The sequence below is a fragment of the Streptomyces sp. NPDC093801 genome (assembly GCF_040701585.1).
Classification (GTDB): Bacteria; Actinomycetota; Actinomycetes; order Streptomycetales; family Streptomycetaceae; genus Streptomyces.
Window position 1 is genome coordinate 175,138 of sequence record NZ_JBFBDP010000011.1, and the last position, 20,473, is coordinate 195,610.

Genomic DNA, 20,473 nt, shown 5'->3' on the forward strand with positions numbered 1-20,473 from the left:
CGGCCTCCCCCGCGACACCGGGTCCGTCCGCCTCCGGGGTCCCGGCGGTTACGGTCAGGACCGGCCGCGCCCGCCCGAGGGTGGCGGGGCCGCCCGGCGCTCACACCCTGTCGACGCCCGTCATGATCCGGACCATGTCCCGAACGCTGATGCGGCCCGGGCCCCGGCCTACCGGCGTCACGGTCACCCCGCCGCCGGCGCGCTGCTCGGGGACCTCGGACGCCTCGGCCTCCAGGACGACGACGCGTTGCCCCGGCGCGGCCTGCCCCGAGATACGGGCCGCCTCCCGCTCCGTCGCGGCGAAGAACACCAGCCCCTCCAGCTCCCGGCGCAGTGCAGGCAGCCGGCTGGCCACCGGGCAGATCACCCCGTACAGCTCACCGTGCACCGTCACCGACAGCCCCATGGCGAAGGCGGGTTCCGGGTCCCTTCCCGTACGGACGGCGGCGACAGGATCCCCTGTCTCCTGGCACACCCACGCTCGGACCGGGCGGCGAAGGCCGGCCTGGCGGGCTTCCAGCTCCCGGATGCGCGCCATGTGGTCGGCCTGGTCCTGCTCCCGCCGCCGCTCGGCGGCCGCGGCCCGCTCGGCCGCCCGCCGGTACGCCTCGGACGCCGCCAGCTGCTCGGCCTCCCACTCGAAGTACCGCCGGGTGATCCACCGGAGTACCGGTTCCCCGACCCGAAGCCGGTACGGGCGCACGGTGTTCGCGACGAGGGCCGCCACGAACGGCCCCAGCGCCAGTTCGACGACGTCCTCCCAACGGCCGTGTCCACCGCAGGGGAGCGCCCCCGGGACGCGTTCGCACAGCGGCCGCTGGACGCACCATTCCCGTACGAACCGGGCCGCCCCGGCGACGACCAGGAGCGGGCCGCCGTCCCCGGCCCGGGCCAGCCGGACCGCCGGCACCGCGCCGAGCCACGGCACGGTCGTGCGGTCCGTGAACCAACAGACCTCCACCCCGGCCGCCGAGTAACGGGCGGTGCGCTGCTCGATGTCCTCCACCGCGATGGCGGACACCTGTGCCTCCAGCGCCACCAGGCGGCCGTCCGGCATCGTCGCCAGGACGTCCGCCCGCCAGGACCCGTCCGGCGCGAACGCCTCCAGCTCGGCCTCCCCGCCGGCGTCCCGGACGGCCAGGGCCAGGTCCAGCTTCAGCAGGTGATGCGCCATCGACTCCCCGGCCGTCGGGCAGTGCGGGGCGCCGTCCGCGTGCCGCAGGTACCAGAGGTCCCGGCCGCCGTGGGTGACGTGCACCAGGTGCAGCGCCCACCCGCACGCCGGGTCACGGCAGACCAGCGGGGCCGGCCCGTCCTTCGGCCGGTGAATCGCGGTCCGGTCCTGCCCGCACCCGAGGTCCGGCAACGTGACGTCGACACGCCCCCACTCGGCGTGGGTCCCGACGAACACCATGAGCAATCCCCTCCCCTGGGCGGTCGTCCCCACGACCGCACGACAGGTCCATGATCGCGCCGAAATCCGCCCCGCGCACCGATGCCCGCCCTCGCGTCGGAAACCACGGCCGCACTGCGCACCGGCGTGCGGCCCGCCGCATCCCCTTCAACCCGGCCACAGTCCTTCGGGAACCGCTCCGCCACGGGCGGCCTTCGCGCGTCCGGCTCCGACGGCCGTCGCGCGTAGTCGGGTACGAGGACGAGCGGGAGAGCGCCGGCTGCGGCCAGCACGCCGAGCGCCGGTTCGACGCCGCCGCTCTGGCGAGCAAGTGGGCCCTGGTCCTGCGCGACCTGAACCAGCTCGGCAAGGCCCCTCCCGGCGCACCCCGCGTACAAGGCGGGCCCGGGTGGAGACCGGCAGGGCCGTCTCCCGCTCGGAGCCGGTGTGCTCCGTGGCGATGGTCACCGGTCGGCTGTTCGCCGCCGCGCCGACGCGAGCCGGTTCATTCTGTTGCCCCTGCTCCCCGCTCGGGTGTTCCGGCTGTTGACCCTGCTCCCCGCTCGGGCGTTCCGGCCGTCGTGAAGATCCGGTCCAGGTGGTGGCCGAGCACCGCGATCGCCGCATCCGGAGTCCGCTGGCCCACGAGGATGCTGGTGCCCATGGTCGCCGCCATCGCGAGCAGGCTGATCGCCTCCGTGCGCGCGTCGGCGTCCGGGTCGGCCAGACCGGCCGCCTGTGCCTGCTCGAGGAGTCCGGTGATGGCGTTCTCCGCGGCGTCGGGGTTGTCGATGAAGGGCTGGGCGGCCAGCTTCGGGTCGGTGATCGACAGGATGGCGTACGAGCTGTACAGCAGGTGGAAGGTGCGGCTCTCGTCGTCGGTCGGCAGCGAGGCCAGCAGCAGGGCTTCGACGGTCGCGCGAGGGCCGGGGTCCAGGCCGGCGGCGGCCAGGCGGGCGCCCACCCTCGCCGTGAAGCGGCCGGTCAGGTGCTGGAGTCCGTAGAAGAGCAGCTTCTCCTTGGTCTCGAAGTAGTACTGCACGAGCCTGAGCGACACACCGGCCTCCGCGGCCACGTCGCGCATGCCGACGGCGTGCAGCCCCTGTCGCCCCGCGACCCGGATGAGCGCCTCGGCGATCTGGGCGCGCCGCTCCTCGTGATCCACGCGCTTCGGCATGTTCCCGTGTCCCCGCCTGTCGATAGTGGGCTCGCGCTCCGCCGCCCGAACCCTTTCATGGTACCGATGTACCACGTTGGTGATACGGTCGTACCATCAAGAACGGGTCTTCCCAGGAGGTGCCGCCGTGCCCGAGAACACCGCCCGCGTACGCCGCGATGTCGGCCGCTACGTCAACGACACCCTGCGCGACCGCTACTTCGCCGCCGCCGACGTCCTCTTCGCGATGGGCGCGCCCGTCCGCTCCGAGACGGACGTGGAGACCGGCTTCGGCACCACCCACGTCTACCGGTACGGCCCCACGGACCCCGCCGCCGCGTCCCGGACCCCGATCGTCCTGATCCACGGCGCCGGCTACGGCTCGGCCATGTGGTACCCCAACACCCCCGGGCTCAGCCTCGACCGCCCCGTCTACGCCCTCGACACCCCCGGCGATGCGAACCGCAGCGTCCACCGCGAGCCCATGTGGCAGCCCGAGCGCGCCGCGCAGTGGATGGACGAGGCCCTCGACGCGCTCGGCCTCGACCGGGTCCACCTCGTCGGCTCCTCCTACGGCGGCTGGCTCGTCCTCAACCAGGCCCACCTGCGCCCCGGCCGGCTCGCCTCCGTCACCGCCCTCGACCCCGGCGGGCTGGAGAAGGTCGGCCTACGCTTCTTCGCCTGGGTCTTCGTGAGCCTCTTCGCCACCTTCGCCCCGAAGGCGCTGCGTCCCCGGCTCGCCAAGTGGCTGGACCAGCCGGTCATCGCCGTCCCGGAGATGCGCAAGTGGATCCAGCTCGGCGCCCGCGCGTACCGGATCCGCCGCCCCGCACCCCTGCCGCTCGCCGAGGACGCGCTGCGATCCATCCGGACCCCGCTCTACGTGATCATGGGCAAGCACAGCCTGCTCGTACACCCCAGGCGCCAGCTGGAACGCGTACCCCGCCTCGTCCCCGGAGCCCGCGTCGAGATCATCACCGCGACCGGCCACGGCCCGCAGATCGACCACCCCGACGTGGTCAACGCCCGGATGCTGAGCTTCATGGAGGACATCGACTCCCTCGACCCCGCTGGGGTCGGCGGCGCATAGGGCCACGGCACCCCGAAGCGCGCCCGGACCGACGGCCGCATGCGCCCCCGGGATCGCGGACGTCCTGGAACCCCCTTTCCCCTGGAAACGGCGGCGACGGCGGCGGGAGCAGGCAACGGACAGCGCTCCGTCGACTGTTCCACCCGGGCTCCCCGGGGGCCCGGTCACATGTGGAACGTCTGGTATCGCATTCCTTTGCCCGGCCGGTGTTGAGGTGGGTTCGGGCTGCTGGGAGCATCGGTAGCCTGACGGCCCGTCACCGGCGGACCGCGATCCGAGGGGGCTCGATGAAGCGGTACGCCAAGAAGCTGGCTGTCCTGACCGTTGCGTTAATGGCAATCGGCTTCGCGCCCGGCACGGCCCAGGCCGCGAGTGGCCAGAACATCCAGAACGGAAACGGCCTGTGCCTTGATTCAGGGGCGTACATGGACCAGTCCGTCTCCGATCAGGCATGCAACCTCGGGCCCTACCAAGCCTGGGGCTTCCAGAACGTAGGGACCTGGAACGGATACCAGGTGTATCAGCTCTGGAACGGGAAACACGGGTGCCTTGACGACCCGAACTACGACGCGCCGACGACACACGCCTGCAACGGCGGCGACTACCAGCACTGGGCACTGATCCCGTACGGCTCCAGTTTCATGCTGGAGAACGTGCACTTCCACAACGGCTGCATCTACGCGGACTACGCCGGCGTCGGCGGCGTGAGAACGGGATTCTGCGACTACAGCTCCAAGGCTCTGTGGCACCACTTGTAGGACAGCGCGACAGCGTGCGCATGACATCAAGAACGCCGACGCGAAACGGTAGCCCCGCGAGGTATCGCGTCCGATGGCCTCCCCGGTATCCGACGCGGAATGCACGGACACGACACCTGGTCACCCGCGGCGTTGGACATCGGGGAGGGAGACCCGCATGCCCCACCGCCTGGCACCCGGCCGCGAGGAGCTCCTCGCCCCGGCAGCCATCCGGGAGTTCTCCGACGACCTCCGCCCCACCGACGTGGAACCCCTGCAGGAACTCCCCGCCGCGCGCCTCGGCGAGATCGCCCGCCCCGGCGACGGGGCCGGGTTCGTCCTGTGGCGCTCCATGCGTGCGGACCTGCCGATCACCGGCCTGCCCACGCCTTGCCGCCAGGTACGCGAGGACCTCGCGGCCGGCGTCCGGTGACGCCCCGGCCCACCGCGGAAGGGCAGCTGCCGCTCGCGCAGCACCTGCGGGCAAGGGAGGCTCTGCCCGGTAGCGGTGGCGAATCCGGGGTCCGGCAGCATCTCCGCCCAGCGGTGGTGATGCGGATCAGCGATGGCCGGGTCGGTAAGTCCTTGAGTGCGGGTGGGTCAGTGGGACGAGACGAAGCCGGCTGACTGGTCGAGGTGGAACGGTGAGCCTGGGTTCTCGGGGGTCCAGCCGTCGGTGAGAGCGGTGCGGACGCTGTCAGCCACCTGGGCGGGCAGGACCGGGCTGCCGGTTGTCCCGAACCAGTTGCCCGGGTGCGGCTGGTCGGTGGTGATCACCAGTGTGGTGCCGGGTGTCCGGGCGTGTTCGACCGCGTAGGTGAGGGGCGACACGACCAGGCCCTGGTCGTAGGTCGGCCGTCCGCGGAGCCGCCACCGGTAGGTGGTGCCGTCCACCGTGATGAGCCGTGACCTCTTCTTGACCAGTGCCATGTCCACATCCTTTCCCATGTGACAGTAGTGAAGGGCAGCTGATCGTGTCGCCCCGGCTCCTGTCGGACCGTGTCCGCTTCCGCGCATGGGGTCACGCCCCGGACGGGGCAGGTGGGAGGAGACGAACCGGCCCCCGGCCTGCCGGTGGAGGCCACCCGGGCGAGGTCGTCGCGCTTGCCTGCGCCGAGGTCCAGGACGCGGGTTCCGGGGCCGGTGTGGAGGAGTTCCAGGCCCGGTCCGTGGTCGGAGTACCGGGTCCAGGAAGAGCAGAGCAGGGCGACGGGTATGGCCGGCCATTCGGAGTCACACCTCATCGGGCCATGGACTGTCCGGGGGCGTGGTACTCACCGGAGGGAGCCCGGTGACGTGGGCACGCTTGTACTCCTCGGAGGGCAGCGAGTCCCATTCCGTCCATGCGCCGTCGCGCGGCACCATGAACAGCGGACGCGATCGAGGGACCGTCCCGTCCAGCTGCGCACGCATGACGATCCCAGGGTCGTCCGGCCCCGGGTAGCCCTCGGGCGTGTAGCGAAACTGCACGTCATGCGCCTCGGCATACGCGATCAAGTCCTTTTCCAGTTCCACCATGTTCCTACCGACCAGCGGGAGGCCGGCCCAGGCGACCAAGGGACCTGCCACGGCATGTCGTCTTCGTGCCTGAGGCGCTGGAAGGCGCTGGAGGCGCTGGAAGGCCGTTCCGGGCTGCGGCAGGGCCGGGTGGAGGTCGAACTGGGCGTCTGGGACTCCTCGACCCGGAGATCCGGACCCGGCAGCTCACCCGGATGCCGCTGGTCGGCATCGCCCGCAGTGGCCACCCCCTCTTCGACGGGCGGATCGACGCCCGCGATGATGCTCGCCCGGGACACCGACCTCGTCGCGCTCAGGCTGACCGACAACGCCTGGGTCCACAGCAGGAACACCTGGCGGCAAACCTGCCGTGAACCGGGCATCCAACGCCGCCGGGACAACACACCTGGGCCGTGATGCAGAAGCCGACCACCTCGCGATGGTCGGCGATCGTGGCGGGCTTCCGGCCAGGTCCGGAGGCACGCACCTCAGAAGGGTGTGTCACCGCCGCCTGGAAAGCCACTGCGCGACCGTGAGGAAGGAGCGCAGCCGGACGTCGGCCGCGGCGAGGGCCTCGGTGTCACCGGCACGGCGGAGGAGTACTTCACCGCGGTTCACGGCAGGGCCTCCTGTCAGGGCGTGCTGGTGTTCGTGGGCCCTCGCCGCCGAGGGGCCGTTCTATTTGCCGGGTCGTCCGAGCTGGTGGAGGGTCCAGCCCGCCGTGCGCCAGGGTTCGGGGTCGAGGGTGGTGCGGCAGTCGACGAGCAGGGGGGTGGCGGGGCGCGTGAGCAGGGCCGCGGGGTCGGTCTGGTGGTAGTCGGGCCATTCGGTGGCCAGGACGACGAGGTCGGCGCCGTCGAGGGAGGCGGGAAGGTCGTCGGTGTAGTCGAACTCGGGGTTGCGGACCATGGCCGTGGCCACGGCCTGGGGGTCGTGGACGGTGACGGTGGCGCCGGCCCGTTGGAGGGCGTGGGCGAGGGCGAGGGCCGGGGATTCACGGACGTCGTTGGTGCCGGGCTTGAAGGCCGCTCCCCACACCGTGACGCGGGCGCCCTTGAGGGAGCGGCCGGCCAGGGCGCGGTTGACCAGGTCCATGGCGACGTCGGCACGGGACTCGTTGACCTCCTCGGCGGCGCGCAGGAGGGTGGCGGCCCGGTCGGCGCCGAGCCGGCGGGCGGAGGCGGTGAAGGCGCGGACGTCCTTGGGGAGGCAGCCGCCGCCGTAGCCGATGCCGGGGCGCATGCCGCCGCTGCCGATGCGGGGGTCGATGCCGAGGATGTCGACGATCTGGGAGACGTCGCCGCCGGCGGCCTCGCACATGTCGGCGACGGCGTTGATGTAGCTGATCTTCAGGCCGAGGAAGGTGTTGGCGGCGCCCTTGGCGAGTTCGGCGGTCGCGGGATCGGTGACGAAGAGGGGGACGCCGGCGTCGAGGATGGGGGCGTAGACGGCCCGGATCGCCTTCTCCCCCGCGGCGGTGGTCAGCCCGGCGATGAGCCGGTCGGGGCGCAGGGTGTCCTGCACGGCGTGGCCCTCGCGCAGGAACTCCGGGTTCCAGACGACCTCGACGGCTTCGCCGGCCGGTGCCAGGCGCTGGGCGAGGGCGGTGACCCGGGCGGTGGTGCCGACGGTGACCGTGGACTTCCCGACGATCGTGCACGGCTGGTCGAGGTGGGGGGCGAGCTGGCGGATGGCGCCGTAGACCTGGCCGGTGTCGTAGGAGCGGCCGTCGGCGTCGATGGGGGTGCCGACGCCGATGAAGTGCAGCTCGGCGACGGCGGCGGCCTCGCGGATGTCGGTGGTGAACCGCAGGCGGCCGCTCGCGGTGTGGCGGGCGAGGAGTTCGGGCAGCCCGGCCTCGTAGATGGGGCACTCGCCGGCGTTGAGGCGGTCGACCTTGGCCTGGTCGACGTCCACGCCGATGACTTCGTGGCCGAGTTCGGCCATCGCGGCCGCGTGCGGGATGCCGAGGTGCCCGCAGCCGATTACTGAAACGCGCATTCCTTGACTCTCACTTCAGGAGGGGCCTCGCGTGCGGGGCCGGGGAACAGCTCCCAGAGGCTAGCGCCGTTCCCCGGCCCGCGACGTCAGGCGTCGTCGGTTCCGGTGTTCGGCCGTCGCTCCAGCTCGCCGGTCGCGTGGGCGGCCGTCTGCCGTACGACCACGTCACCGCTCTGCGGGGCGTCCAGGGGGTAGGGGAACCAGGATCCGTCCGGACGGGGGAATTTTTTCGGGTCGACGCCGAACACACCTTGAGCCCTGCCGCGCGGGCCCGCTCGGCCACCCGCCGCCGGTCGGCGTACAGGCCGATGACGACCAGGGCCCCGGCGTCGGGGTGGAAGGCGACGGGCGGGATCCGCTGGTCGTGGCGGCGCATGAAATGCTGGTCGAACCCGGCGCGCGCCCAGGCCGTGGAAGTCGTTCGTGAGGAGCGGTCCGACCATGCGCCCGGCGGCGCGGTCCGGCGATGTGAACGGACGGTCCCACCATCGCCCGCCACGGCGCACTCCCCCTCGCCGCCCTCCTGGTCCGGACACGAGGCCGAGCACAGCCCTGGCGGTCAGCTCAGTGCGTGGACGACGAGCCGGTTCTGCTCTCCGTCGAAGATGCCGGCCAGGACCTCGCCTTCGCGCCGGCCGCCCTCGAAGAGTCCGCGCTGGTCGACGTGCACGACCAGGGCATCGTGGCTGTCGATCACCTCCGAAATGCCGCGGGCGTGGATCGTGTCCGCCCATGCATCCGGATTCCTGCCGAACCACTCCGGCAGCCCGCACGGCTCCGCGACCGCATCCCAGAAGTCCTCGAGCGTCGCGATCTGCCGACCCCGCAGGTCCACGGTCAACGCGTCGTCCTCCGTCACCGCAGCAGAGTAACCAGCCGAGGCACGGCCGCAACCTCTCAAGGAGACGGAACCTGGTCCTTCAGAGCGGCGATCCAGGTGGTGATGTCGGCATCGTCGGCCGGTCGCGGGTCGGCGTCGTAGAGCTGTGCCACCCCTTCCCCGGGGCGGCTGGCGGGGTTGGTGGCCCACATGTAGGTCTGGCCGACCTGGTACTTGTGCTCGGCTTCGTCGCTCTGGCTGACCAGCATCTCCCCCGCCGCGTCGCCCTTGAGGACGCGGTCGACGCGCACGCGGTAGGCGTCGGACGGAAGGCCTTCGACGGTCCGCCGGCCGAGGTCTTCCAGGACGGTGCCGGTGAACACGGCGGTCGCCTCGGGTGCCACCAGAGCCGGGTTGGTGGTGTCGAAGGCGTGCACGGACTCGCTCGAGGTGTGCGTGGCGCGGTACTGGTCCCAGCCGAGCCAGGCGCCTCCGGCCAGGGCCGCCGCTGCACCGGCCGAGACGGCGACGACGAGGAGTTTGTTCATGGTCATCCCCACAGCTGGTGGTAGGCGTTGCGGTCGGTGGTGGTGATCCGGTCGATGCCGACGCGCGCCGCCTCGGCGTTGTCGGCCCACATGATGGAGGCGACCCGGGTGCTCTTGTGGCAGAAGCCGAGGGCGTGTCCGAGTTCGTGGGTGGCGACGCGGCGCCGGTGCGCGGTGGTGCCGCGAGTTCCGCCGGCGTCCAGGTAGAAGCGGTTCATGGTGATGCTGTCGGTGCCGGGAAGGCCCGTCCAGCGGGCCAGGACGTTCTTCCAGTCGCCGCCGCTGGAGCGGGTGTCGTTCCACTCCAGGTCGGCGATCTCGGAGGCGGTGTCCGGGTGGAAGGTGACCTTCTTGAGGTTGCCGCTGGTCCACTGGCCGACGGCATGGGTGCGGGCGTCGTCGAAGACGCTCTCGTCCTCCCAGGCGATCACCCCCTGGTCGACGGACGACCGCCCCCGGGAATCCTGCCCGGACGGCACGCACGTCTGCGGGGCCTGCCTGAGAGGCGGCCCGGGGTGCGGTAACGACAGCAGGACCGTGGCCACCGTGGCCGCCGCGAGGCCGATCAGGGAAGACGCCACTCCCGGAAGATACCCTCTGCGATCAGACGAACACAAAGGGTGCGGTGGACGGAAGGGGAACGGGCGCGCCGACCCTCCAACGCCACCGGCAGCTCTGACCCGTGAGCGAATCCGGGGTGGAGCTGTAAACGCGGGAGAGGGGCGATCTCCGCCGGTTGGAACAAGGGCCCCGAGGCCGGCGAGGTCGGGCCGGCGAGCCATCCGGACCGGGGCGGGACCGAGGCAGGTCATGACGAGCTGGAGCTGTCCGAAGTACGCGGCCGGGCGGTCGAGCACGGGCGCGCCCTCGGGGTGGAGCCCTGCCCGGCCGACTCGCCGAGTGGCCCGCCGAGGGCCTCCGCCTGCGCGGGCGGCGCCCGACCCGACCCGGCAGGGCAGGGCAGGGCAGGGCAGGCTGCGGCCCGCACGCGTCGCACTCGAACGCCGGGCCGGAGATGCGCCTGCCCGACCGTTCGATGCCCAGGTCCGCTCCGGGCGTGGTCCAGCTCATGGCCGCGCGGCGCTTCGGGGTGTCTGTGCGTGGCCCGGCGGGTTGCGCACCGCCGGGCCGCGGGCGGGTCAGGCGAGGCCGAGCTGCTTGTAGAAGGTCTGGTTGTCCCAGAAGATGAACTCCTCCTGCATCACTCCGGCCTTGTTCCAGATGCCGACGGTGACCATGTTGACGGAGAACTTCTTGCCGGTCGGCTGGATGAAGCCGCCCTTGCCGTCCGGCATGGGCCTGGTGAAGGTGCCCTGCATGACGCCGGTCACCGAGGTCAGGTTGCCCTTGGCGATGCGGTTCGGGTGCTCGGTGATGCGTGTGTCCGGTGCCCAGACGAACTGGCTCTTCATGTCGGCGATGTGCTGGTCGAGGCCGTCCGTGTAGTGGCCGTCGGGCCAGTGGACGCGGATGTTCTGCGCGTGGCTCTCGTCGATCCGGTCCCAGTGCTGACCGGAGTACTCGTTGAAGTCCAGGTCGTCGAAGGTCTGCAGGTTCCTGCGCTCCTCCTGGGTCAGGTTGGCCGGCCAGGAAGACTCGGCCTGCGAGGTGGCGGCCGGGTTGCCGATCGGTTCCGGGCTGCTCGCGGCCGAGGCCGCCAGGCCGGTTCCGGTGGCTGCTGCGGTGAGGACGAGGGCGCCCAGGGCGGCGGCGCCCGCGCCCTTCAGGACGTTGCTGCGGTTGATCATGTCGAACTCCTTGACTACGTGTGCGGGGGGGGGAGGAGGGGTGGGGTTCAGAAGGCGTAGGGGCCGAAGCGGCCCCAGGCCACCTCGGCGGCCAGGGCGAACAGGACCAGGGCGACCGGGAGGGCCGTCGCCTCCTTGCGGCGCAGGTGCAGCACGATGGCGCCGAGCATGGTCGCCGCGAGCCCGAGGGCGGCCCAGGCCGCCACGGCCGGCGCGATGCCGAGCGCGGCCGGGACGGTCAGCCCCAGGGCACCGAGCACCTCGACGGCGCCGACCGCCTTGACCGCCCCCGGGGGGAATGCCGTGGTCCAGGCCATGCCGGCGGCGGCCAGCTTCTCGCGCGGCTGGCCGATCTTCATCAGCCCAGCTGCCAGAAACACGAGCGTGAGGACACCAGAGATGGCCCACAGGGCGGTGTTCATCAGGGGATTTCCCATTCATTAACTTGAACTTTCAAGTTCAAAGCTAGCGCGCCAAACTTGAAGCGTCAAGTGAAGAGGGGCGGATTCGACTTGAAGGATCAAGCTAGGATGAGGTCATGGACACGCATGAACCCCGCTGGCTGAACGCCGAGGAGAAGCAGACCTGGCTCTCCCTGGCCGCGATGGTGATCAACCTGTCGAACGCGCTGGACACCCAGTTGCAGCGCGACGCGGGCATCAGCCACTTCGAGTACCAGGTCCTCGCCACCCTGTCCGAGGCCACCGAACGCACCCTGCGCATGAGCGAGCTGGCCCTCCTCGCCAACGGCTCGCTCTCCCGCCTGTCCCACGTGGTCAAGCGCCTGGAGAAGCAGGGCTGGGTGCATCGCACCCCCGACCCGGACAACGGCCGCTACACCCTGGCCCTCCTCACCGAAGCGGGCCGGGACAAGGTCGCCGCCACCGCCCCCGGCCACGTCGAGGAGGTCCGCCGCCTCGTCCTCGACCCCCTCACCCAGACCCAGCAGCGCACCCTGCGCACCATCGGCCACCGCATCAACCAGGCCATCGACCCCGCCGCCACCTGCCCGCGGTGACGATGCGCCCACCCCCGATGCGCCCACCCCCGGTGCGGCCACCGGAGCCGGCCGGGGGTGCATCCGTGACCGAGCGCGGTAGGCGGCCTGGACGGACAACTCCGATGCTCAAAACCGGGGCACCGGGTGTCGGCCGCGCTCGCCGGGACGCGAGCCCGGGCACGGGCACACCAGGACCGGTGGCGGGACCGTGGCGGGCGCCCCCGAGGCGCCCGGGAGGGCCAGGCCGACCGGTATCCGGTGCCTTCTCCGCCGCATGAAGGGAACCCTTCTGCCTCGGTTCTTCTGTGATCAGGACCAGGGCCGACGCCTGCACGAAGCTGCAGATTCATGATCGGCGGTCGACCCTCTCGGGACGGCCGGCCGCTCGTCCCAGGAGACCTGACGCACCGTCGCCCCGGCAGAACTCGGCGAGTCTGCCGGGGCGAGCCGGACCACGGCGGTTCCCGTGCGGTCGTCGGGCCGTGGGTCCTGCCCCCGACGACCGCAGGACGGAACGGAACGTCGCGGCCAGGAGGAGCTCGGCTCAGCGGACCTCGGTGACCCGGTGCTCCTTGCGCGCGCCACAGTTGGAGTCGTACACCTGCACGTGCACGTTGCCGATGCCCCCGCCCCAGTCGACGCAGTGGCCCTTGCCGTACACGTAGGCCGGGCCCGCGTAGGACGTGTACCGGCCGAAGTCCTCGCCCCGCTCCGAGGTGTCGGGGACTTCGATCCAGAGGGCCATGTCCACGGCCGCACCCGGGTTGTTGCGGATGGTCGCGACGCAGTTCTTGCCGTTCGAGGCGTTGTACGTCAGGTAGACGGTGCCCAGCGAGCCGATGGCGGCCGAGTTCACGGTCTTGTAGGCGCTTCCGCAGACCTTCTGCGGCGTGGTGTTGGGCGCTGCGGTGGCCGGCGCCGCCAGCGCGGTCGTGGCCCCCAGGGCCAGGGCGGCGAATGCGGTGGTGGTCATGACGGAACGGGTGAATCGCACGTTTCCCCCTGCTGGTCATTGGAGTTGGTCGCTCCTGCAGGGTGGGACGTGCGAAACGGCGGAACGGTTGCACATCGTCCCGAAAAGGACGCGACGGCGCCGCCGTACCATCCCGCCCGATGCCGCCGGTGCCAGGTGCGGGGTCAGAGGCTCGCGTCGATGTAGTCGATGTCGGTGAACTCCACCAGCAGCCCGTCCGCGCGACCGCCCCTGTCCCTGAAGTAGACCTCCTGCCAGCCCTCAGCGGCGAACACGGCAGCCGGTCCTCGGTGGCCCCGGCCGCCTGGGCGGCCGGGCGGCCCGGTGCCGGGCGGCTGGCCGACCGGCGGCTGCCACCGGCGCCGTACGTCGGCCAAGCCAGGGGTGCGTCCGAGTTTGCAGTGTCGGGGAAGGACGGCGGAGCCCGGGGCCGAGCGGGGCCGGAAGACCGTCTTGAGGGTCATGTCCGGGAAGTCGCCGGACCAGGCGGCGAGTCTGCGGGACGGTGCGTCCGTCCACGCGGCGAAAGGTCGGCGGACGGGCCTCGCCGGTTCAGCCCCGTGAGCGGCGCTGACGGTGGGCCCGGTGGGTGGGGCGCCGGCCCGGTGAGGGATCAGGAGCCGCCTCCGGTGAGGAGAATCCGCCCGGCACTACGGCGCGCTGCGTCGGCTGCTCCACGGCTGGGGCCGCGGGGGCGGGGCGTGCGGGCTCGGCCTTGGCCACGATGGTGATGTGGGGGATGTGCCGGGCGCAGGCCTGGCAGAGCTCGGTCAGGGTCCAGACCTGGCCGACGGCCGGGTTGTGGATGAGGACCAGCAGGTTGGTGCCGGTGCAGTGGACGCGGGTTTCGTGGAGGGCGCACTGGGCGCTGCCGCAGCTGCAGGCGGCGCTGGGGTGGGCGCGGGCGAGGCGTCCGTGGGCTTTGGCGTGTTCCGCGGCGAAGCGGCGCATGCTCGCGGCGTCCTTGGAGCGGGGCGGCATCCGGCACGCCCCGGTGGTGCAGGTGACGGAGACGGTGTGGTCGGGGTGGCCGGTGAGGCGGACCGTCCAGGTCCGTCCCGGCACGCGTGCTCCGGGTATCTGGGTCAAGTCGGGTCCCGTCGTTGAGCTGGTGGGTGGCGGCGCCGCTTGCCGGCGCGTGGAGGAGCGGTGTGGATACGCCGTGTCGCGGAAGGCAGGCCACCGGGGCCCGGGGCGCTGCGGCAGAGCGCGCGCAGGGCGACGGCCGCCCTGCCCAGAATAGCGGTGTCGTCGCCCGGGATCCGAGCCGATCCGCAGCGAATGAGCCTGCGCCGCCCGGCCCGGCAGGCCGCGAGTGGTCGGCTGCTCATCGGCCGTCACCTGCACGATGCCGGCCAGGACACCCCGGCGCCTGCGGTACGGCGAAGCCGCGGCGGGTTCGCTCTTCCCGTCCTCCCGGCTGCTCGCCCCCCTCCTGGGCGGCGCCCGGCCGTGCGGGAACCGGCCGACTGTGGGTGCGTACTGGCGGCCACGGGCCCGTGGGTGACGGCGGCGGGAGTCCCGGTCTGGTGACCGGCGGAGCAAGTCGCGCGGGTCCGTCTGGTCGCGGCTCGGGTGGGCAGAGGTGTTCCGGGAGCTCCCGCGCGCCCCTGAGGTGAGTAGCCGGTCCGTCCGCCGGCTTCTGGAGCGGTGGGGATCGCCGCGCCCTGCCGATCGGCGGCCCGCCGGCCATCGCCGCCTGCCCCACGCCGGCCCCGGGCCGGCGCGCCAAGCCGGTCGGCGTCCGCACACCGCGCACCGCAGGCCGGCAGGCCGGCCGTGCCGACCTGGACGAGCCGTGGCGGGCCGCCGAGGACGCCCGGCGACGGGACCCCCGGATCAGCGCCGACCCCGTGGACCGGCGACGAGGGCACCTTCCACGCCACGGTACGCAGCGACGACACCGGGCAGGCGCCGGCCCCGCAGATCGAGGGTGTCGTGAGCATCGGCGCCGACACCGCCTCGGCCGGCTACGCCATCCCCTGGAGCGGCGTCCTGGTCACCGTCACCGCCCCCCCGACTCCCACACCGTCTGACTCCGGACCAGAAGCACGGCCTCAGCCCCCTCGTCCAGTGCGCGGGCGGCGGCCCGTGAGGCGTTCGCCATGCGCCTGCCTCGCCTGCCTCGCCTGCCTCGCCTGCGCAGGGACGCTGCTATCACCGGGCGGGAAATGTCGCCCGGTGCAGACGAGGCAGCAGACAGGAGCTCGCGCGAGACGATCGCGGCGAACCAGCCCTCCCGGCCCAGCACCAGCGACGCCGGTCCTGCTCGGCTGTCCGGGTGTGTGGGGGGGGGAGCGCCCGCGTCCCGCTCACGGTGCCGGCGGCCAGGTCCCAGCTCCGGCGGGCCAGTTCGCCACCGGTGAGGGCGGCCGGTCGCTCCCTCGGCACGGGCGGACCGCTGGTCGGATGTGTGTTCCCGTCCTGGGTGCCGGGCCTGGATGCGGCGGATCCCGATGCGGCGCAGAATGGACGAGGACGTCGCCCATGGGCGGGAACCGCCGGTGGCGCCCTGTTGGAGTCCCGGTCGTGCCGCCCTTCACAGCCTCGACCGCCCCGTGGCCTCGGCCGCTGTAACCGCTTCCAGGCGGGGAACCCTCTGCGCACGGGCGACCGTACGACGCCCGACGCGCGCGCCCACGTGCAATGAAATGGGGCACATGATGAGGCAATCCCTGGCGATCACGCTGGCGTCTTCTGCGGTGGCGGTGCTGCTGGCGGGCCCCGTCACCCCCGCGTCCGCTTCCGTGTCCTGCTTCGGCAGCGGCGGGAACACCTCGATCCTGTTCTACCGGACCGGTAGCGGCTCTGCCGTCAGCGGCACCCTCTCGGCCGGCCACTGGGAGTCCAACGGGGAGTTCCACCTGCCGCGCGGCTACACGCACGCGGCGGCGAGCCACGATTCGCTGCTGCTGTACAACAAGATCACCGGGGCTGGGGAGGTCGGCACCTTCACCGGCGGCGAGTACGCGCGCACCCGCACCTACAGCGACTTCCCGACGGGCTGGACCCAGGTCGAGGCCTCCGGCGACTCGGTGCTCTTCTACAACGGCCAGACCGGCCGCGGCATCACCGGCACCCTGCGGAACGGCACGTACCAACAGGTCCGCACCTACGACGGCTTCAAGAAGGGCTGGGTGACGATGGCCGGGTCGTGCGACACGCTGACCGCCGCGGCCCGGCCAGGGGCGGCCACCTTCTCGTGGGACGAGAGCGAGTACGGAACCCTGGAGAACGGCGTCTACGGGCGCAGGGGCAGCTTGGTGGGGGAGGACCACCTGGGCCAGCTGACCGCCACCAGGGACTCGGTGCTGTCCTGGGCGAAGGCGAGCGGGAAACTCGACTTGCGGGCGGGCACGGCGACCGACGGCTGGATCTTCAATTTCCGCGGGGTCGGCACCTCCGACCTCTGGGAGAAGGTGGGCCGGACCGCGGACAGCCTGCTCTTCTACAAGTCCGACGGCACCGCCTCGGCCTCGACGCTGGTCGACGGCGACTACAAGAGCGTCGGGCCGCTGGACGACATCTCCCCCGGCTGGACCCTCATCGAGGGCGGCGTTTGAAAGCCCGGATGACGGGCTCACTCCTGGGTCTTGAGATCCTCCGGACCGGCTTCATCCAGCGGTGCCGTGTGGGTCACCGTGACAACGGACATGCCCGGACCGTGGTCATAGGCAGCGAGGGTGACCAGGGCCTGTTGGTGGCGGGCGCGATCGTCGTGGCGGGTGGCGGGGGACGTACCCTGCTCCAGCCGCCGGTGGTCGAAGCAGCGGTCGACGACGCTGCGGGGCCGGTAGGCGGCCGGAGCCCGGTCGAGGCCTTCCGGGGTGATGCCGCGGCGGCCCCGACCAGGTCGGCGAGTCAGTCGTCGATCGCCTGGTAGAGGGTGGTCCAGAAGTCGTTGGCGGCCCGCGCCGAGTCCGGAGTGGACATGCCGGTCTGGGTGAGGAGGATGCCGACGAGCCCGTGGTGCGGGTCGGCGTACGTGGTGGTGCCGGTTCCGCCGTCCCAGCCGAACTGGCCGATGGGCGCGTAGTCGCCGCGGTAGGTGCGCACCGCCATCCCGAAGCCCCAGCCGCCGTGCTGCCCTTGACCGTGTGACAGGTGGACGAGATCGCGGGCCCGGGTTTCACGGTCGGCCAGCTGTGCGGCGGGGAGGCGGTTGGTGGTCATGAGTTCGACGGCGGGCCGGGAGAGGATCCGCATACCGCCGTGCGTCCCGTGGTTCAGGAGCATCCGGAAGTAGGCGTGGTAGTCGTCGACGGTGGAGTCGAGTCCGCCGCCGCCGGACTGGAACGCCGGGGGCCGGCTGTGGTGTCCGCCTTTGGCCTTGTCCGCCACCGTGAACTCGCCGGTCTGCGGGTCGGGGGCGTACAGGGGCGGCAGCCGGTCGATCTTGTCGGCGGGCACGTGGAAGCCGGTGTCCTTCATCCCCAGCGGCTCGAAGATCCGCTCGCGCAGGAACGCCTCGAACGACTGGCCGGTGACCCTGGCCACCAGCACTCCGAGTACGTCGTCGCCGACGTTGTAGAGCCAGCGCTCTCCGGGCTGGTGCATCAGGGGGAGCGTGCCCAGGCGGCGCATCCACTCGTCCGGCTCCGGTGCCGGCAGCAGCCAGCCGTCCTCCTGCCCGTACACGCCCCGTTCGAAGAACGCGCCCATGATGGGGGAGGTCGGTGCCGTCATGTCCAGCCCGAGGCCGAGGGTGGAGGTGAGCAGGTCCCTCACGGTGATCGGGCGCCGCGCCGGGACGGTGTCGTCGAGCGGGCCGTCGGCCCGCTTGAGGACCTGCCGGTCGGCGAGCTCGGGCAGCCACGGGTCCACCGGGTCGTCCAGCCGTATGCGGCACTCGTCCAGCAGGACCATCGCCGCGGCGGACGCGACCGGCTTGGTCGTCGAGGCCATCCGGAAGATGGTGTCCCGGCGCATCGGCGGGCCGCCGTCGTGGCGCATCGTCCCCATTGCCTCGACGTGGGTCTCCTCGCCCCGGCTCACCAGGGCGACGAGCCCGGGGATCCTGCCTGACTCCACGTGCCGCCGCAGCACCTCGCTCAGTCTGCGCAGTCCCGCCCCGGAGAAGCCGTTGTTGCCTTGTCTCACCGTGAATCCCCCTGTTCGATGTCGTGAAAGCCGGTCCGGCGGCGTTCGTGATGCGTGCTGCCGCCCGGATGACGGCGCCGCCGGCATGCGGCAGGGGTGGCCCGCCGGGAGCCACCCCGTGGACGTACGTGCGCCGTGGCGCCGTCAGACCGCCCCGTCTGCTTCGGCGGCGGCCCGCTCGATGTCGTCGGTGAGCCGCTTGCGCGCGCGGGCGGGGACGTAGCCGCCGTCCGAGTAGTTCTGCGCGAAGGCCTCGACGAACTCCACCGGGTCCTCCCCGACGATCTCGCGGATCGGCGTGCCGTCGACCGCGGCCTGCTCGAACAGGTCCGCGAGGTCTTCGAACATCGACGCACTGCTGTCGGCGTCGACCGGCACGAAGTGCATCAGGTACCGCTCGACCGCCTCGACCGCCACACGGTGACCCCCGGGCAGCTCCTTGACGCGCGCCTTGTACGCCCGCCACCGCTTCTTGGGCCCGATCACCTTCGCGATGATCCCGCTCTTCCCTACGTCGGACATGACTACCCGCCCTCCCCTTCGCGGAGCTGTTCCAGTCGTTCCGCGAGGAAGCTCCACGTCCCCCAGAACTCTTCGAGATATTCACGCCCCCGGGCGTTGAGGGAGTGCACCTTGCGCGGCGGCCCCTTCTCGGAGGCGACCTTCTCCACGTCGACGAGACCACGCTTCTCCATCCTGACGAGCAGCGCGTAGACGGTCCCCTCGGCGATGTCGGAGAAGCCCTGCTCCCTCAGGCGCGCCGTGATCTCGTACCCGTAGGCGGGCCTGCCGGCCAGGGACGCGAGGATGATGCCCTCCAGCGTGCCCTTGAGCATCTCGGTCAGCAGCTTGGCCATGGAACACCTCCCCCGTGCACTATTGAGCGTCGTTGAGTACCGGTACACCGTAACGCTGACTACCGGTACTTAGCAAGACGGATTAGCTGAGCGCAGCGGACGGTGGCTCCGGCAGCAGGCCACCGGTGACGGTCCGGTGGCGAACATGCGGCGGACTCGTCGGCGAGCCGGTTGCTGCGGTCGATCTCCGGCATGTGCGTCCCGGCCCAGACCCGCAGGGCGGAGAGCGGTACTTCGAGGGACAGGCCGAGCTCGGTGAGCAGGTAGTGGACGGCGGGCGGCACGGTGGGTTCCACGCGGCGCGCGAACAGACCATCGCGGACCAGGCTCTGCAGGGTGACGGACAGCATCTTCTGTGAGATGCCCGGGACACGGCGCCGCAGTTCCGCGAAGCGGAGCTCACCCGGAGCCTCCTCGGCCAGCACCTTGACCGCCAACGACGTCCACTTGGTGCCGATGCGGTCGAGCAACCGGCGGGTCCGAGACCGTGCCGGAGGGCCACGAGGCCGCCTACGTCGACCGGTTCCCCAGTGCCGGCACACCCGGCGACGGGGTGCGCCCCGCCCTCCGGGACGCGTTCGTCCGCGCATACACCGGCCGCCAAGCGCCGAGCTGCGCGTTCTCGTACTGCCGGGCCCTACCCGAAAGCGCCGTACAGATCGAGCGGGCAGTCGCCACTGCCCGCCTGACGCTACCCACGATGGCGCTGGGCGCCCGGCCCGTCGGTACTGCGCTGGAACGCCGACTCCGCCCGGTCACCGACGATCTCACCGGACACGTCATCGAAGACTGCGGCCACATCATCCCGCTGCGCCGGCCGCACGCCCTGCTCGCGCTGCTGCATCCGTTCCTGGCCGGTGAGGACGCGACGGCAGCGTGACCGGGACGGGGCTGCCGTTCGGCAGGCGCTCTGGACCGCCCGCCCCGGGTTCCCTCGTTGCCACAGTGATCTTCATCGAGTAGCGTCGCCCTCGTGAACACCGGACCGGCACTGCGCCACCCACGGATCGGCTATCCGGTGGAGAGCTGACCGCACGGCGGGTGCGAAGAGCGCACCTTCTCGGTTCGGCACGCGGACCTCCCGGCACTCGCGCACCGCGAGTCCGTTTCCCGTGTCGAACAACCATGAGGCCAACCGCGTGACAGCCACGTTCAACCACACCATCATCGCCGCCAAGGACCGCAACGAGTCGGCCCGGTTCTACCGCGACCTGCTCGAAGTCGCGGACGCACCGTCCTGGGGCCCGTTCGCCAACATCCAGCTCGCCGACGGCGTACTCCTGCAGTTCGCCGAGCCGCCGGTGGAGATCCAGATGCAGCACTACGCCTTCCTGCTCGACGACGAACTGTTCGACCGCGCGTACGGTCGGCTGTGCGACCAGGGCGTCGCGCACTGGGCCGACCCGCAGATGCGTCGCCCGGGCGAGGTCAACACCGAGCACGGCGGCCGGGGCCTGTACGTCAGGGACCCCGCCGGTCACTACGTCGAGCTGATCACCCGTCCGTATCTGTAACCGGGCCGGTGTGCCCGGTCGAGCGCCCGAGCCGGGTGC

At 71.8% G+C, this 20,473-nt stretch carries 24 protein-coding genes and 2 pseudogenes; 8 read left to right on the top strand and 18 right to left on the bottom strand.

Annotation, left to right across the window (positions count from 1 at the left end; all coding sequences use genetic code 11):
* Positions 1-100: 100 nt before the first annotated feature.
* On the bottom strand, positions 101-1,414 hold the full coding sequence (locus AB0469_RS15070; protein ID WP_366451811.1) for a competence protein CoiA family protein: 1,314 nt from the start codon (positions 1,412-1,414) through the stop codon (positions 101-103).
* A 484-nt stretch (positions 1,415-1,898) separates the two neighbouring features.
* Positions 1,899-2,570, bottom strand: coding sequence for a TetR/AcrR family transcriptional regulator (locus AB0469_RS15075; protein ID WP_366451812.1), 672 nt, complete (start codon positions 2,568-2,570; stop codon positions 1,899-1,901).
* A 127-nt stretch (positions 2,571-2,697) separates the two neighbouring features.
* Here AB0469_RS15075 and AB0469_RS15080 point away from each other — a divergent pair, with 127 nt between their 5' ends.
* The 3 genes from AB0469_RS15080 to AB0469_RS15090 all read left to right on the top strand — a co-directional run bounded on the left by AB0469_RS15080 (position 2,698) and on the right by AB0469_RS15090 (position 4,809).
* Positions 2,698-3,639 carry an alpha/beta hydrolase gene (locus AB0469_RS15080; protein ID WP_366451813.1) on the top strand — a complete coding sequence of 314 codons (942 nt, stop codon included), beginning with the start codon at positions 2,698-2,700 and terminating at the stop codon, positions 3,637-3,639.
* A 287-nt stretch (positions 3,640-3,926) separates the two neighbouring features.
* Positions 3,927-4,397 (top strand): hypothetical protein, encoded by a 471-nt coding sequence (locus AB0469_RS15085; RefSeq protein ID WP_366451814.1) that lies wholly within the window; start codon positions 3,927-3,929, stop codon positions 4,395-4,397.
* Positions 4,398-4,554: 157 nt separating this feature from the next.
* Positions 4,555-4,809 (top strand): hypothetical protein, encoded by a 255-nt coding sequence (locus AB0469_RS15090; RefSeq protein WP_366451815.1) that lies wholly within the window; start codon positions 4,555-4,557, stop codon positions 4,807-4,809.
* A gap of 167 nt (positions 4,810-4,976) precedes the next feature.
* Here AB0469_RS15090 and AB0469_RS15095 read toward each other — a convergent pair whose 3' ends face one another.
* Entirely contained in the window at positions 4,977-5,306 is a 330-nt protein-coding gene (locus AB0469_RS15095) for a hypothetical protein (RefSeq protein ID WP_366451816.1), read from the bottom strand.
* Positions 5,307-5,609: 303 nt separating this feature from the next.
* On the bottom strand, positions 5,610-5,894 hold the full coding sequence (locus AB0469_RS15100; protein ID WP_366451817.1) for a hypothetical protein: 285 nt from the start codon (positions 5,892-5,894) through the stop codon (positions 5,610-5,612).
* A gap of 54 nt (positions 5,895-5,948) precedes the next feature.
* Between AB0469_RS15100 and AB0469_RS15105 the strand changes: the two genes are divergently transcribed.
* On the top strand, positions 5,949-6,290 hold the full coding sequence (locus AB0469_RS15105; RefSeq protein ID WP_366451818.1) for a hypothetical protein: 342 nt from the start codon (positions 5,949-5,951) through the stop codon (positions 6,288-6,290).
* Positions 6,291-6,551: 261 nt separating this feature from the next.
* Here AB0469_RS15105 and AB0469_RS15110 read toward each other — a convergent pair whose 3' ends face one another.
* The 7 genes from AB0469_RS15110 to AB0469_RS15140 all read right to left on the bottom strand — a co-directional run bounded on the left by AB0469_RS15110 (position 6,552) and on the right by AB0469_RS15140 (position 11,427).
* A complete protein-coding gene (locus tag AB0469_RS15110) occupies positions 6,552-7,874 on the bottom strand; it encodes a UDP-glucose/GDP-mannose dehydrogenase family protein (RefSeq protein ID WP_366451819.1) in 1,323 nt (440 codons plus the stop codon).
* Positions 7,875-7,960: 86 nt separating this feature from the next.
* A complete protein-coding gene (locus AB0469_RS15115) occupies positions 7,961-8,122 on the bottom strand; it encodes a hypothetical protein (protein ID WP_366451820.1) in 162 nt (53 codons plus the stop codon).
* 311 nt (positions 8,123-8,433) lie between these two features.
* The gene (locus tag AB0469_RS15120; protein WP_366451821.1) at positions 8,434-8,733 is read right to left on the bottom strand and encodes a barstar family protein; all 300 of its coding nucleotides are present in this window, start codon (positions 8,731-8,733) and stop codon (positions 8,434-8,436) included.
* A gap of 38 nt (positions 8,734-8,771) precedes the next feature.
* Positions 8,772-9,248, bottom strand: coding sequence for a hypothetical protein (locus AB0469_RS15125; protein WP_366451822.1), 477 nt, complete (start codon positions 9,246-9,248; stop codon positions 8,772-8,774).
* A complete protein-coding gene (locus AB0469_RS15130) occupies positions 9,245-9,823 on the bottom strand; it encodes a matrixin family metalloprotease (RefSeq protein WP_366451823.1) in 579 nt (192 codons plus the stop codon). The genes AB0469_RS15125 and AB0469_RS15130 overlap by 4 nt, the downstream gene beginning before the upstream one ends.
* A 558-nt stretch (positions 9,824-10,381) precedes the next feature.
* Positions 10,382-10,990, bottom strand: a complete 609-nt coding sequence (locus tag AB0469_RS15135) for an ester cyclase (RefSeq protein ID WP_366451824.1) — start codon at positions 10,988-10,990, stop codon at positions 10,382-10,384.
* Between the two features lie 47 nt (positions 10,991-11,037).
* The gene (locus tag AB0469_RS15140; RefSeq protein ID WP_366451825.1) at positions 11,038-11,427 is read right to left on the bottom strand and encodes a DoxX family protein; all 390 of its coding nucleotides are present in this window, start codon (positions 11,425-11,427) and stop codon (positions 11,038-11,040) included.
* A 101-nt stretch (positions 11,428-11,528) separates the two neighbouring features.
* Here AB0469_RS15140 and AB0469_RS15145 point away from each other — a divergent pair, with 101 nt between their 5' ends.
* Positions 11,529-12,008: a MarR family transcriptional regulator gene (locus tag AB0469_RS15145; RefSeq protein ID WP_366451826.1), complete on the top strand. Its 480-nt coding sequence runs from the start codon at positions 11,529-11,531 to the stop codon at positions 12,006-12,008.
* A 526-nt stretch (positions 12,009-12,534) separates the two neighbouring features.
* Here AB0469_RS15145 and AB0469_RS15150 read toward each other — a convergent pair.
* The 3 genes and pseudogenes from AB0469_RS15150 to AB0469_RS15160 all read right to left on the bottom strand — a co-directional run bounded on the left by AB0469_RS15150 (position 12,535) and on the right by AB0469_RS15160 (position 14,028).
* Complete coding sequence (locus AB0469_RS15150) at positions 12,535-12,984, bottom strand: spore-associated protein (RefSeq protein ID WP_366451827.1); 450 nt, start codon at positions 12,982-12,984, stop codon at positions 12,535-12,537.
* A 143-nt stretch (positions 12,985-13,127) separates the two neighbouring features.
* A pseudogene (locus AB0469_RS15155) lies at positions 13,128-13,232 on the bottom strand (XRE family transcriptional regulator); the annotation flags it as partial.
* Positions 13,233-13,515: 283 nt separating this feature from the next.
* Positions 13,516-14,028, bottom strand: coding sequence for a hypothetical protein (locus AB0469_RS15160; RefSeq protein ID WP_366451828.1), 513 nt, complete (start codon positions 14,026-14,028; stop codon positions 13,516-13,518).
* 1,595 nt (positions 14,029-15,623) lie between these two features.
* On the opposite strand from AB0469_RS15160, the gene AB0469_RS15165 reads away from it, so the two are divergent.
* Positions 15,624-16,526, top strand: coding sequence for a hypothetical protein (locus tag AB0469_RS15165; protein WP_366451829.1), 903 nt, complete (start codon positions 15,624-15,626; stop codon positions 16,524-16,526).
* A gap of 298 nt (positions 16,527-16,824) precedes the next feature.
* Here the strand turns inward: AB0469_RS15165 and AB0469_RS15170 are convergent, their stop codons facing one another.
* From AB0469_RS15170 to AB0469_RS15185, 4 genes are all read right to left on the bottom strand, one after another.
* The gene (locus tag AB0469_RS15170; protein WP_366451830.1) at positions 16,825-18,063 is read right to left on the bottom strand and encodes a serine hydrolase domain-containing protein; all 1,239 of its coding nucleotides are present in this window, start codon (positions 18,061-18,063) and stop codon (positions 16,825-16,827) included.
* A 144-nt stretch (positions 18,064-18,207) separates the two neighbouring features.
* Positions 18,208-18,585 carry a DUF1048 domain-containing protein gene (locus tag AB0469_RS15175; protein ID WP_366451831.1) on the bottom strand — a complete coding sequence of 126 codons (378 nt, stop codon included), beginning with the start codon at positions 18,583-18,585 and terminating at the stop codon, positions 18,208-18,210.
* Between the two features lie 2 nt (positions 18,586-18,587).
* On the bottom strand, positions 18,588-18,920 hold the full coding sequence (locus AB0469_RS15180) for a PadR family transcriptional regulator (protein ID WP_366451832.1): 333 nt from the start codon (positions 18,918-18,920) through the stop codon (positions 18,588-18,590).
* 59 nt (positions 18,921-18,979) lie between these two features.
* Complete coding sequence (locus AB0469_RS15185; protein WP_366451833.1) at positions 18,980-19,390, bottom strand: helix-turn-helix domain-containing protein; 411 nt, start codon at positions 19,388-19,390, stop codon at positions 18,980-18,982.
* Between the two features lie 2 nt (positions 19,391-19,392).
* Here AB0469_RS15185 and AB0469_RS15190 point away from each other — a divergent pair.
* Both AB0469_RS15190 and AB0469_RS15195 read left to right on the top strand, forming a co-directional pair.
* Positions 19,393-19,800: pseudogene (locus AB0469_RS15190) on the top strand (alpha/beta hydrolase); the annotation flags it as partial.
* 259 nt (positions 19,801-20,059) lie between these two features.
* Complete coding sequence (locus AB0469_RS15195; protein WP_366451834.1) at positions 20,060-20,434, top strand: VOC family protein; 375 nt, start codon at positions 20,060-20,062, stop codon at positions 20,432-20,434.
* The last annotated feature ends 39 nt before the right edge of the window (positions 20,435-20,473 follow it).

What these genes read in the sequence shown, in the direction of transcription:
- AB0469_RS15070 (WP_366451811.1), bottom strand. Translation starts at nt 1,414, where the DNA reads ATGGTGTTCGTCGGGACCCACGCCGAGTGGGGGCGTGTCGACGTCACG.
- AB0469_RS15075 (WP_366451812.1), bottom strand. Translation starts at nt 2,570, where the DNA reads ATGCCGAAGCGCGTGGATCACGAGGAGCGGCGCGCCCAGATCGCCGAG.
- AB0469_RS15085 (WP_366451814.1), top strand. Translation starts at nt 3,927, where the DNA reads ATGAAGCGGTACGCCAAGAAGCTGGCTGTCCTGACCGTTGCGTTAATG.
- AB0469_RS15090 (WP_366451815.1), top strand. Translation starts at nt 4,555, where the DNA reads ATGCCCCACCGCCTGGCACCCGGCCGCGAGGAGCTCCTCGCCCCGGCA.
- AB0469_RS15095 (WP_366451816.1), bottom strand. Translation starts at nt 5,306, where the DNA reads ATGGCACTGGTCAAGAAGAGGTCACGGCTCATCACGGTGGACGGCACC.
- AB0469_RS15100 (WP_366451817.1), bottom strand. Translation starts at nt 5,894, where the DNA reads ATGGTGGAACTGGAAAAGGACTTGATCGCGTATGCCGAGGCGCATGAC.
- AB0469_RS15105 (WP_366451818.1), top strand. Translation starts at nt 5,949, where the DNA reads ATGTCGTCTTCGTGCCTGAGGCGCTGGAAGGCGCTGGAGGCGCTGGAA.
- AB0469_RS15110 (WP_366451819.1), bottom strand. Translation starts at nt 7,874, where the DNA reads ATGCGCGTTTCAGTAATCGGCTGCGGGCACCTCGGCATCCCGCACGCG.
- AB0469_RS15125 (WP_366451822.1), bottom strand. Translation starts at nt 9,248, where the DNA reads ATGACCATGAACAAACTCCTCGTCGTCGCCGTCTCGGCCGGTGCAGCG.
- AB0469_RS15135 (WP_366451824.1), bottom strand. Translation starts at nt 10,990, where the DNA reads ATGATCAACCGCAGCAACGTCCTGAAGGGCGCGGGCGCCGCCGCCCTG.
- AB0469_RS15140 (WP_366451825.1), bottom strand. Translation starts at nt 11,427, where the DNA reads ATGGGAAATCCCCTGATGAACACCGCCCTGTGGGCCATCTCTGGTGTC.
- AB0469_RS15145 (WP_366451826.1), top strand. Translation starts at nt 11,529, where the DNA reads ATGGACACGCATGAACCCCGCTGGCTGAACGCCGAGGAGAAGCAGACC.
- AB0469_RS15165 (WP_366451829.1), top strand. Translation starts at nt 15,624, where the DNA reads ATGATGAGGCAATCCCTGGCGATCACGCTGGCGTCTTCTGCGGTGGCG.
- AB0469_RS15175 (WP_366451831.1), bottom strand. Translation starts at nt 18,585, where the DNA reads ATGTCCGACGTAGGGAAGAGCGGGATCATCGCGAAGGTGATCGGGCCC.
- AB0469_RS15180 (WP_366451832.1), bottom strand. Translation starts at nt 18,920, where the DNA reads ATGGCCAAGCTGCTGACCGAGATGCTCAAGGGCACGCTGGAGGGCATC.